At 69.9% G+C, this 10926-nt stretch carries 9 protein-coding genes and 2 pseudogenes; 4 read left to right on the top strand and 7 right to left on the bottom strand.

Annotated elements, in window-relative coordinates:
* Window positions 1-279: 279 nt before the first annotated feature.
* Together OP79_RS47080 and OP79_RS53280 are read left to right on the top strand one after the other, a co-directional pair.
* Window positions 280-1056: a DUF3152 domain-containing protein gene (locus OP79_RS47080; RefSeq protein ID WP_033329376.1), complete on the top strand. Its 777-nt coding sequence runs from the start codon at window positions 280-282 to the stop codon at window positions 1054-1056.
* A 137-nt stretch (window positions 1057-1193) separates the two neighbouring features.
* Window positions 1194-1427: pseudogene (locus OP79_RS53280) on the top strand (helix-turn-helix domain-containing protein); the annotation flags it as partial.
* On the opposite strand, the gene OP79_RS56285 reads toward OP79_RS53280, so the two are convergent.
* From OP79_RS56285 to OP79_RS47105, 6 genes and pseudogenes are all read right to left on the bottom strand, one after another.
* Window positions 1367-1576, bottom strand: coding sequence for a hypothetical protein (locus OP79_RS56285; protein WP_033329371.1), 210 nt, complete (start codon window positions 1574-1576; stop codon window positions 1367-1369). The pseudogene OP79_RS53280 and the gene OP79_RS56285 sit on opposite strands and share 61 nt — an antisense overlap.
* Before the next feature lie 36 nt (window positions 1577-1612).
* Complete coding sequence (locus tag OP79_RS47090) at window positions 1613-2632, bottom strand: carbon-nitrogen hydrolase family protein (RefSeq protein ID WP_033329372.1); 1020 nt, start codon at window positions 2630-2632, stop codon at window positions 1613-1615.
* Between the two features lie 383 nt (window positions 2633-3015).
* Complete coding sequence (locus OP79_RS50925; protein WP_051745784.1) at window positions 3016-3570, bottom strand: AraC family transcriptional regulator; 555 nt, start codon at window positions 3568-3570, stop codon at window positions 3016-3018.
* A 59-nt stretch (window positions 3571-3629) separates the two neighbouring features.
* A pseudogene (locus OP79_RS58790) lies at window positions 3630-3950 on the bottom strand (AraC-like ligand-binding domain-containing protein); the annotation flags it as partial.
* Between the two features lie 286 nt (window positions 3951-4236).
* On the bottom strand, window positions 4237-5427 hold the full coding sequence (locus tag OP79_RS47100; RefSeq protein ID WP_033329373.1) for a M20 family metallopeptidase: 1191 nt from the start codon (window positions 5425-5427) through the stop codon (window positions 4237-4239).
* Between the two features lie 66 nt (window positions 5428-5493).
* On the bottom strand, window positions 5494-6396 hold the full coding sequence (locus OP79_RS47105; RefSeq protein WP_033329378.1) for a helix-turn-helix domain-containing protein: 903 nt from the start codon (window positions 6394-6396) through the stop codon (window positions 5494-5496).
* 126 nt (window positions 6397-6522) lie between these two features.
* On the opposite strand from OP79_RS47105, the gene OP79_RS47110 reads away from it, so the two are divergent.
* Complete coding sequence (locus OP79_RS47110) at window positions 6523-7194, top strand: DsbA family protein (protein WP_051745786.1); 672 nt, start codon at window positions 6523-6525, stop codon at window positions 7192-7194.
* 112 nt (window positions 7195-7306) lie between these two features.
* Here the strand turns inward: OP79_RS47110 and OP79_RS47115 are convergent, their stop codons facing one another.
* The gene (locus tag OP79_RS47115) at window positions 7307-9850 is read right to left on the bottom strand and encodes a DEAD/DEAH box helicase (protein ID WP_245685716.1); all 2544 of its coding nucleotides are present in this window, start codon (window positions 9848-9850) and stop codon (window positions 7307-7309) included.
* Window positions 9851-10159: 309 nt separating this feature from the next.
* Here OP79_RS47115 and OP79_RS47120 point away from each other — a divergent pair, with 309 nt between their 5' ends.
* Window positions 10160-10570, top strand: a complete 411-nt coding sequence (locus tag OP79_RS47120) for a hypothetical protein (RefSeq protein ID WP_033329375.1) — start codon at window positions 10160-10162, stop codon at window positions 10568-10570.
* The last annotated feature ends 356 nt before the right edge of the window (window positions 10571-10926 follow it).

Genomic DNA, 10926 nt, shown 5'->3' on the forward strand with positions numbered 1-10926 from the left:
GCGCTGGCCTCCTGACCGGCCACGCGCCGGCGCTGTGCCGCTTCCGTGACGGGTGTCACGGGACAATATCGGGTTTGCGCTGATCGCCGTTATCGTTTCGTGATCGACTGGGTGTCATCCAATCACATCCTGATCACACTCTGATGGAACGTGACCGTGCACAAAGCAACATCTTCCAACACCCGCCGCCGTCGGAGCGGCCCCACGCGCGCCTCCGGGCGCCGAGAGAAGAGCTCCGGCCGACGAGGGAAGGGCCCCCTGGTGGCAGGCCTGGTGGTGATGGCTGTCAGCGCCGCCGCCGGATTCGCGGCCGTGGGCTGGACGCCGGGCACCAAGGGCGAGTTACCGGCCCAGTCCGACTCCACGACGCAGGCCAAGCCCCCCGTGCGAGCCGCACCCGGTCCGGATTCGTCCCGGCTCACGCAGAGCCCGACACCCTCGAACAGCCCCTCCGCCCCGCCCGGTGCGTCGTCCAGCGCTTCCCGGAACACCATCCCCGCGACCGGGCCGGGCACGTTCACCACGGCCTCCGGCGGAAGCGCCAAGGTGGGGAAGGGGGCGGCCCTGCGCTACCGGGTCGACGTCGAGGAGGGCATATCGCTGTCCACCGCGGACGTCGCCAAGGAGGTGGAACGCATCCTGGCCGACCCCCGCGGCTGGACGGCGGACGGCCAGTCGGGGTTCCAGCGGGTCTCCGGCGGCGCCACCGACTTCGTCGTCCGCGTCGCGACCGCCGGCACCGTCGACGCCATCTGCGGGCAGTACGGGCTGAACACCCGCGGCGAGGTCAACTGCAACGTCGGCAAGAACGTCATGGTCAACCTCAAACGCTGGGAACTGGCCACTCCCGTCTACGCCAAGGACGTCGCGGGCTACCGCGCACTCATCATCAACCACGAGGTCGGCCACTTCCTCGGCCACGGCCACGTCGGCTGCCCCGGCAAGGGCAAACCGGCTCCCGCGATGATGCAGCAGATCAAGGGCATGAACGGCTGCGTGCCCAACGTCTGGCCGTACGACGAGGAGGGCCGGCTCATCACCGGGTCCGCCGTGTGATGTCACGGAGCTGCGAAGCACGCAACCGAGATCCGCGTCCATGCCTCGGGGACGCATGGGGTTGTCTCTCCGATCATGGTCGGGGAGACAGACCTAAAGCGTGTTGCAGAAGGCTGTGATCTGGGCATTTCCGTTGTATGCGTGGGGTGTTGAGGGCTGATCCGTTGTGGATGGAGACGTTCACGGGTCTGCGGATGCGGCAGTTCGAAGGCTTGTTACGGGTGGTGCGGGAGCGGGGCGGCAACGGTCCTGGCGGCGGGCGGCCGTGGTGCCTGCCGCTGGCGGATCGGGTGCTGCTGGTGGCGGTCTACTACCGCACGAACCTGACCATGCGGCAGCTCGCGCCGCTGTTTGCCGTCTCGCCGTCCAGCAGGGCGTCCAGTTCACGGGCGGCCGCCGTTACGGCTTCCAGGTCGGGCCCCCGGATGGCCAACTGGGCGAAGACGATGGTGTCCGTAGCGTCGGGGAAGCGGGCGGTGAACGCCGGATAGCTGGGCCGATGGCCCTCGGGCCTGCGCACCCATGTCCTTTGTTCCTTAGCTGTCTGCTCGCCCGGTCAGCCGGTGACGCCCGCGGTGGGCTCGTCGGCCAGGTCGTCCAGGTCCGGGAAGAGCGGCCCGGCCAATCCCCCCGGTGTGACCACCGCGCTCTTGGGCCGGTTGTCGTGCAGCAGCCGGGTGGCGTCGGGCTTGGCGTAGTGCCCGGCCGGGTCGGCGGCGTTCTTGGCCAGGTCGATGAAGGCGAGGTCGATGTCGGCGATGGCCAGGCCCTCGGTGTGTTCGTCGAGCGCCTTGCTGAGCATCGATCCGTCGGGGCCGTATATACGTGAGCAGCCGCTGCCCGGGGTGAGCAGGGCCCGCTGCTCATCGGTGCTCGCGAAGATCTCGATGCCTTCCGCGCTCAGCACCTGGGTGGGCGCGACCACGAAGCAGCCGCCCTCCAGGGCGTAGGTCTGGGTGGCGGCCATGTTCGCCTCGGCGCCCAGGGAGTAGGCGATGCCCTTGTAGAGGCCGAAGGCGGGCCAGCAGGCGATGTGGACCTGCTCGTGCTGCGCGTACATGGCGTATTTGTTGAGCGGTTGGAGGTGCTCCCAGCAGTTGAGGGCGCCGAGCCGGCCGAGTGGGGTGTCCACCACCTTGAGGTGGCTGCCGTCGCTCTCGCCGAAGAGGCTGCGCTCGACGTGAGTGGGCTTCAGCTTGCGGCGGTGCAGCACGACATCGCCGTCCGGCCCGATGACCGACTGGGACATGTACAGGCTCCCGTGGTCCTTCTCGCTGTATCCGATCGCCACCGTGATGCCGTGGCGGCGGGCGGCCTGACGGATGGCGGTGAGGTGCTTGCCGTCCACGGTCATGGAGTTGGCGTGATAGCGGGCGATGTACGGCATCTGGCCGGCGACCGGGCCGAGCCACAGGAACAACGGGTAACCCGGGATCCAGGTCTCGGGAAAGGCGACGAGCGCCGCTCCCTGGTCGGCGGCGTCCGCGATGAGTGCGACGGTCTTGTCCACAGTGGCGTCGATGTCGAGCCAGACCGGCTCTGCCTGAACGGCGGCGACGCGATAGGCGCTGGGCATCCTGTCCTCCATGCGGCAGGGGAAGCGAAGTGGCGCCACGGTAGGAGTCGGCAATGCCCTCAGTGCGGCGTTCCGGGCGCAGGCTTGCGGCGTTCCGGGAACCACGCGGGCCGTAGGCCGTGGGCAGCCTCACGGGTGGAGCCGGAAGGCATGCGGCCGGGTTGAGCGCAGCACGACATGGACGGGTCGGCGGGGCGTCGCACCGGGCCGGGCGGTGGCGGGCCAGGGCAGGCGGAAACCGGAGAGTCAGGAGGCAACACGGTGACGGCACGGGTCAGGGCCTGTTCCGCCTCGGCCATCAGCTCGTGCCCGGCCCCGCGGCGGGCCCGATGTCGGCGAGCCCGGTGCCCTGCCTCATCAGCCGGGGCATCTGCCCACGGATCTCAGGCGGGCCGCTGCCCGGCGCGCAGGTCGGCCGGAGTCATGCCGTACTGCCGGACGAAGGCACGGGTGAAGGTGGTGCGGTCGGTGAAACCGAGGTGGGCGGCGATGCCGGCGATGGTGCGGTGCGACTGGCGGGGATCGGCCAGCGCCCGGTGGGCGGCCTGTAGTCGCTGATCGCGGATGTACGCGGCCGGTGAGGTGCCGGCCTCCCCGAACAGATCCGCGGCATAGCGTGGCGAGATGCCGTGCAGTCGGGCGAGCACGGCGGGGGTGAACGACGAGTCGGTCAGATGCTCCTGCACGCAAGCGCGCATCGCCCGCAGCAGAGCCTGCCGGCCGCTCGGTGCGGAGGTTTCCTCACCGGCCGTGGCTCGTAGCGCGGTGGCCAGCAGGTCGACGGCGGTCAGGCCGAAATCGGCCCGCTGCTCGGGAGTGAGGTCCTTCGAGACTCCGGCCAGCTCACGCACGAACGCGGCGAGCACCCGCGCGGCGGGATGGTCGGCGGACAGCGCCCGGCCGGACAGCTCGTCGATGCCCCTGACCCGGTCACGCAAGGGCCGCCTGGGGACCTGAAGCACGAGCTCCCAGGTGTCCGTAGGGAAGACAGCCGGTACGGGCGGGCGGCGTCGTACAGAGCACCGCCCCCCGGCCGCAGCACGGCCTCCCGCTCGTCCTGGAGGACGGCCCCGGCGCCCCCGAGGTGCAGCGAGAACAGATAGTCCTCCCGAGGCTCGACCCGCACCAACCGGGGGGTGCGCAGCACCACGGAGCCCCCGTAGGTATGGACGTTCGTCACCGTCACTCCCGGCAGCAGAACGGTCTGCTCGGCGGAGCCGCGGAACGAGCCGGAGACGTTCGCCAGCGAGAGCGGTACGAAACTCTCACTGATCACGTGCACCCATTCCTCGGCGCTGCCCGCGATGTGCGCTCCCATGGGACGCGATGTGCGGGACAAACATCACGAAAGCGTTTCTTCTGTGCGTTCAATCCAGGATCACTGTCGCCGCCAGGGCGGCCGGGCCCGGCCGTGCGGGGGTGAGGAGCGTGGTCGATCATGCGCTTCTCCGGGTCAGGGAAAGCAGTGGCGCGGCCGGACGCCCGCTTTGCGTCAGCGGTGCTGGTCGACCGGGTGACGACACCGAGGCCGTCCGGTTCCCGGAGACGGAGTTGAGCACGTGCTGGGAGTGGATCTGGGAGGAAGTTGGGACGGGCCTGGGACGTCAGCCCCCGAGGAGGTCGAGCACCGCCCGCCGGTAGACGGCGTAGACCTGCGGCAACTCGACCAGGTGGGCACGTTCGTCGAGGCCGTGGAGCCCCTCGTACGGCAGACCGAAGCCAGCCGTGGCCGGGATACCCTCCCCGGCGAGCAGGTTGCCGATGTTCGATGGCCCCGCCGTCTTCGCCTTGACTGTGAGCCCCGCCTCGGCGGCGGCGTTCAGCAGCGCCGCGGCGGGCTGCTCGCCCTCGGACAGGCGGAACGGCGGCCACGTAGCCACCGGAGTGACCTCGGTGGGCGCCGGTGCGGGCAGCTCCGCGTCGAGTTCCGCGATCGCCTTACGGACGAGCGTCTCGGCGTCGTGCGCGTCGAAGCCGGGGGTCGTACGTACGTCGACGTTGAGGTCACATCGGTCGGGGGTGACGGAGAAGCCCTGGCCGCCGTGGAAGGAGGTCACCGACAGCTTCGGCGGCAGCGGGAATCTTGAGGTCCCGGCGGCGCCGGGCAGTTCAGCGGCGTCCAGGAGCCGTACAAGGTGCGCGGCGCGGGAGATGGCGCCCATCACGGCCTTGCTGGAGCCGGAGTGTCCCGAGGGTGCGTGCACGGCGATCGACGCCCGCCACAGGCCCCGGCCGCCGACCACAACGTCCTCCATGCCGGGGTAGCCGATCATCACCCCGGCGGGCCGGGCCGCATGCGGGTCGGCGAGGTAGGCGCGGGCACCGCCGAAGCCGCCGGTGTGCTCGTCGACGTCGAGGAGCACGGCGAGCCCGCCGTGCAGGTCCGCGGCGCGGGGCGCGAGGTCGGCGGCGATGTGGCAGAACATCGCCGCGGCGAGCTTGGAGTCCGCCGCACCCCGGCCCAGCAGCCAGCCGTCCACGATGTCGCCGCAGGCCGGCGCGAAGGACCAGGCGGCCTCGTCGCCGTACGGGGCGGTGTCCACGCACGCGTCCAGCGTCCACCACCGCCCCGGACGGCCGCCGGGGATCTCCACCAGCAGCCCCACGAGCGCACCGGCGTCGTCGTGCAGGCGCCGGTGCGACAGATCGCGGGCGGCGAGCCAGTCCTCCAGCACCGTGAGAACGGGCCCGTAGTCGTCGATCCCCGCCCTGCTCGGACGGCGGATCAACTCCTGGGCCAGCTCGACCACGGACGCCGTACGGGCTCTGCCCTCCTGCGGAAGGTTCTCGCTCACGCCTCTCCCCACCACCTCAGTTGTGCCCTACCGGCAGCGCGCGGACGGCTTCGATCGCCGGCCGGCTCAGCTCTGCGTGCCGCGGATCGTGCCACGGAAGCCGAGGGGGCTCTTGCCCGTGTGCCGGTGGAAGAACTTGCTGAAGTTGGTGGCGCTGGAGAAGCCGAGCCGGGCGGCGGTCCGGGCGGCGGACTGGTCGCTGTGGGCAAGCAGCCGCTTGGCCTCCAGCAGGACGCGGCGGTCGATGAACTCCTTGGCGGTGACTCCGTCGGCCGCGAGCGTGGCGCGGGAGAGCGTGCGCGCCGAGTAGCCGAGGGCGTGGGCGTAGTCCTCGACGCGACGGACGCTGGCGAAGTCGCGGTCCACCGCGGCACGGAACCGCACATACGGCTCGCCCGGGTCGGTGGCCGGGCTGCCCGGGGCCTGGATGTGGGCGGCGCGCAGGACCAGCGCGCCAAGTAGCTGGCGCAGGATGAGCACGTGCGCCTCCAGCGGGACGCGGCCCAGGGCGTGGAACTCGTGCTCCAGGTGCGCGGACGCGGTCTCCAGGGCTGAACGGTCCTCGCCGACGGGCGTGAGGAGCGGCGGCGCGTGCCGTTCGTCCAGGCCGGCCGCGGCCACTGTGGTCGGGTCGAGGAAATCGCGCTCGAAGAGAATCACAGTGCCCTCGGCGTTCTCGAGGTCGCCCCACTGCTGCACCTGGCCGGGACGCACCCACAGCCAGGCCCCCGGTTCGAGGGTGTAGCCGGTGAAGTCGACCGTGTGCCGCAGCCGGCCTTCGGACAGCGAGATCAGGTGGTGGAAGTCCGGGCGCTGGGGAAGAGCGATCCGCCCCGTGCCGAGACGGACCGGTGCCCGCTCGCGCAGGACCGCCAGGGAGAGCACCTCCACCCCGGCCGGTGTCCCCACGGGAGCAGCGAAACCGACATCAGGGATGCGTTTTCCTGCTCGGTGTCCAGTTCTGACCATCATGAGTCGCCAGCGTATCCGGGTCGCGCCGGATACCGCTCCTACGTTTCTGGTGTCACCGCGGCGCACCACCGCGGCGGCCGCTGACAGGCAGACCAGATCCAAGGAGAGAGGACGACGTACCTCATGAACACCGAACCCGCGAACCAGGAGCACGCCATCGGCCGCGCGAGGCTGACCTACGCCTTCGACGCCTACTGCGGCTGGTGCTACGGCTTCGGCCCGGCCCTGCACGGCTTCGCCGCCGCCAACGCGGACCGGATCGAGCTGCGGGTGCTGTCCGGCGGCCTGTTCACCGGGTCGCGCGCCCTGCCGGTGGCGGCCTACCCGCACGTCCCCGGCGCCAACGAGCGCATCGCCCAGCTGACCGGCGTCACCTTCGGCGCCGGCTACCGCCGGGTGCTGGCCGAGGGCACCGTCGTGATGGACTCCGCCGACGCCGCCGCTGGTCTGGTCGCGCTGCGCAGCCAGCCGGGCGCGAACGCCCTCGAAGCCGGCGCGGCCATGCAGCGCGCCTGGTACCTCGACGGCCGCAGCCTCTCCGATGTGCAGGTCTACCGGGACATCGCGGCCGAGCTGGGTCTGGATCCGGACGCGGTGGCCGCGGCCTACGCCTCTCCCGCCGCTCGCGCCGAGGCGGAGGCCGACTTCCACCAGGTGCGCCGACTGGGCGTCGACAGCTACCCGACTCTCCTGCTGCACACCGCCCACGGCACCGACCGCATGGGCGGCCCCGTCGCCTCGGCCGAGGCCCTCACCCGCGCGCTGAACCAGCACCTGGCCGCCACCGCCGCCTGAGCCCTCTGCGCTCCCCGCCCCCGAGGCAAACCCCCAACGCATGCCCACGAACGCTGCCTGCTCTGTGGCACGGGAGATCAGATCCGGCCTCCGCTGAGTCGCATGGCGACGTCTACGTCCAGCGCATGCCGATGGCGGAGAGCTGGTCGATCCGCTCGGGTGTCAGCGTCGCGGCCCTGCTGCGCTGGTTGCTGACCCATGCCCCTAGCCGGAGCTGTCGCACCTCCTGGCCCTCGCAGTCTTCACGGTCACCCGCCTCCCCGTGCCCCCTGCCGACGACGATCGTCTCGACATGCTTACGCGGCACCTTCAGGTGTCCTTCGCGCTGGTAGTACTGCTTGGCGGCCTCGTAGTGCATCGCCCATTTGTCGGCCTGGCTGGTCCGCGGTTTGGGTTTCTCGTCGTCGGTGGCGGGTTGGATGCCGAGGATGTGTTCGCACATCCACTGTTGGACGGTGGTGAGCTTGTCCCAGCCGAGTCGGACCGATCCCACCCATCGCCCGAGGTCCTCGCCCTGGCGCAGGACCTCGCCCGCCGTGGTAGGCAGCGCCTCACCCGCGTCCAGGTGCATCCGGACCAGGTGGAAGGCGCGCTGCCACTCCACCGGCCAGGTGGGGCACCACGACGGGTTGATCTCCTCCAGTTGCTCGCGCCGCTCCTGCGACAGGGCGCCGGCCGCTGACTGAACCGGCAGGCCTTCGGCACGACGCTGTTCGATCTCCGCTGCCTTCCGTGCGGCGGCCCTGGCGTTCTTGAGAAAGATCCCGACCTTGTAACCCTGGTGTGTGGCGTCGAGCGGGGCGAGAGCGTGCCCGTGTTCGGCGGCCCACCCGCGAACGGCGGCCAGGCCCTCCTCCCACGCGACGTCGAAGTGCGACCAGATCATGCCGAGCTTCTCCAGCTGTTCGACGCGGTCGGCGTCCATGTCCCCACGGGCGTAGAACCTCCTGTTGTCGGCGATCCATTGCCCCAGCGGGAATGCGGCGAGGGAGGCCGGCCACCCCTCGGCTTCCGCCTTCTGGTCCCCGCTCTCGGGCACGCGGTAGGTGAACGGCACTTTCAGGTCGCCGTGGAGCCGGGTGTAGATGGCGGCGGCTTCGATGCCGCGTCGCCAGTGTTGGTGTTCGGGGTTGAGGACGCGGAGGTTGATGAATGCGGCCAGCTGCGCGGGGTCGCGCGGCGTGGAGAACTTCAGCAGTTCCTGGGCTGGCGCCGAGAGTCGGTCGCTTCGGTCGCTCTCGCCCTCGTGCTCCCCGCTACGGCTCTGCACACCCCTGACACGGCTTGGTGCCTGTTGCTCGGCGAGCTGCTCGACGATGCGGGCATCGTGTGCGCGGAGCGCCTCGAGCAGTTTCGCCAGTCCGCCGTACGCCCGGGAGGTGAGCATGTTGTCGGCCGTCTCTCCGGGCCCGAGCAGGACCGGCACGACCAGCGACGCCGTCTTGCCTTCGCCGGGCTGCATACGCAGTGCCCGGCCGACGGCCTGGACGAGGTCGGGCATGGAGCCGCGTACGTCGGCGAAGTACACGGAGTCACAGTGGGATGTATCGATGCCTTCGCCGAGCACGCGAACGGACCCGAGGAACGTCTTCTCCACGACCGTGCCGTCAGCAGCGATTCCCCTGGAGAACTCGTCCAGGACGCGGCGCCGGTGGAGCGGCTTGTGCTCACCGCATAGCCAGTCCGCCCAGACCGTACGCGGGTACAGCTCCGGGTCCGCGTCGTGCAGCTGCGCCGCGACGTCGGGAAGGCCGGCCGCGAAAGCCTCGGCTTCCTTGACCACGTGGTGGAACGAGAGAGTGCGGCTGAAGCCCTCCTCCGAGGACGCCTTCACCAACGCTGTCTGGAGCGCGGCGAGGCGGGCCCCGCGTACCTGCTCGGAGCGCGCATCCTCGCCCAGGAGCTGTGCTGCCTGGAGCTGGGTGTCGGTGATGTCCACGCACACGACCTGGTACGGCGCACAGATGCCCCGGTCGATCGCCTCCGACAACGTCAAAGTGAAACACCTGCTGCCGAAGGGCCCGTTGGGGTCGTCGTCCATCGACGCCACCAGCTCGCCCGGCGCGCCCTGCTCGGAGTCCTCGTCGAGCTGCCACAGCCGGGGTGTGGCCGTCATGTACAGCCGCCGCAGGGCGGGGATGCGGGTGTTGTCGTGGACGACCGCCCACGGCCTGCCGATCCTGCCCGAAACCCTGTGCGCCTCGTCCACGACGATCAGCGACCACCCCGGAAGGCCAGCGGCGTGCGCGCGTTCCAGTGTGCCCAGCCCGAGCGAGGCGTACGTGGCGAACACGGTGACCTTGTCCAGGTAGCGGGTCCACTCCACCAGCTCGTCCACGTCTGTGGTGTTGGGGAAGGACACATCCTGACCGCGCAGGGACGAGACCCCGATCATCGGGCCCGTACGACCGCCGGAGCGCCAGGAGGCCTCGGTCTGGGCGAGCAGATCCAGCGAGGGCACGAGCACCAGGACCCGGCCCGCGCGGAGCTCCTCAGCGCTCCGGGTTGCCACGAGGCTCTTGCCGGATCCGGTCGCCATGATCACCTGAGTGCGAAGGCCACCCTCCGGCACAAGGGATCTTGCAGGCAATTCGAGGGCACGCAGTACCGCGTCCACGGCCTCTCGCTGGTGGGGGCGGAGTTTCATCGCTGCCATTGCGGTCTGCCTTCTTCTGTAGGCCGGTGGAAGCTCTGTCGTGCCAGGACCGGGGAAACCTGCATACAGACGGTGTGTTACCGGCTGCGGTGAGTCCAGCGCGACGGATTACAGCATCCGCTCAAATGTGAATGGTTCCGACCCCTCAACGATGCCGCTATCCAAGTCCAGAGTCTATCCAAGCACTAAAATGAAGCACAAGAACGAAGCAGATGCGCACATGCCTCCGTGAGCCCTGAAGGAGATAGGCGTGTGACGGTGGCGTAGGGTCTGTCCACTCGACGGACGGGGACAGTAATGAAGCGGCGTTTGGCAATCACGGTCCCGCTCTGCTTTGGCGCGGGTCTCCTCGCCGGATGCTCCCCCCACGAAGCGGAGGCCGGACACGTCACCCGTTCCGACCTGATCGGCGACTGGCGTGCCAGCGGCTTGTGCAACTCCTCTTTGACGCTTGAGAAGGACGGTTCGGCGCAAGTGAAGCGGTGGCCGATGGACTACACGGATGGCCGCATCACCCAGAGGGAGAGCGGCAAGGCGACTTGGACGCTGGACTCTTCCCGGGGTGAGCAGTCCTTCAAAGTGAACACGGACAGTGTGATCGAGCCGCTGATGCTGCTACAGGACGATGGCCGGCTCGTCCTTCTGCAGATACCGGGAAGGGACCCGGACAACAGCATCGGATGCCGTTTCAAACGGATCGACCGTCAGAAGTTCAACTGACCCTTCTGGCCCCTCCGCTATCGCCTGACCCGCAAGCAGGCCAGGCGATAGCCCACCCTGACAGCCAGCCCGGCCCGCGTCAGCGGGCCGCAAAGGACTGGAGGCGCAGCCGGAAGGACTGTCAGGCGGGGGAGCGCAGCGGATCCGCCCGGAGCCTGAAGCGAAGCGGAAGACTCTCGCGGGGCTGAAGTCCCCGCAGCTCCGGGAGCGCAGCGGACGGAGCGTCAACCCGACTGCGCAGCAGTCGGGTTGAGCGGGACGCGGAGCGTCCCGTTCCGCTCCCGCGGAGCGGGAGCGGAACACCCGCGCGCAGCGCGGGTGTTCGCTTGCACATCGCGCAGCGATGTGGTACCCGC

This window comes from Streptomyces yerevanensis, assembly GCF_000716805.1.
In the GTDB taxonomy this organism is placed as follows: Bacteria; Actinomycetota; Actinomycetes; order Streptomycetales; family Streptomycetaceae; genus Streptomyces; species Streptomyces flaveus.

Bases quoted from the DNA above. Each gene is read 5' to 3' on its own strand.
- OP79_RS47080 (WP_033329376.1), top strand. From the start codon at position 280: ATGGCTGTCAGCGCCGCCGCCGGATTCGCGGCCGTGGGCTGGACGCCG.
- OP79_RS47090 (WP_033329372.1), bottom strand. From the start codon at position 2,632: ATGCCCAGCGCCTATCGCGTCGCCGCCGTTCAGGCAGAGCCGGTCTGG.
- OP79_RS47105 (WP_033329378.1), bottom strand. From the start codon at position 6,396: ATGGTCAGAACTGGACACCGAGCAGGAAAACGCATCCCTGATGTCGGT.
- OP79_RS47110 (WP_051745786.1), top strand. From the start codon at position 6,523: ATGAACACCGAACCCGCGAACCAGGAGCACGCCATCGGCCGCGCGAGG.
- OP79_RS47115 (WP_245685716.1), bottom strand. From the start codon at position 9,850: ATGGCAGCGATGAAACTCCGCCCCCACCAGCGAGAGGCCGTGGACGCG.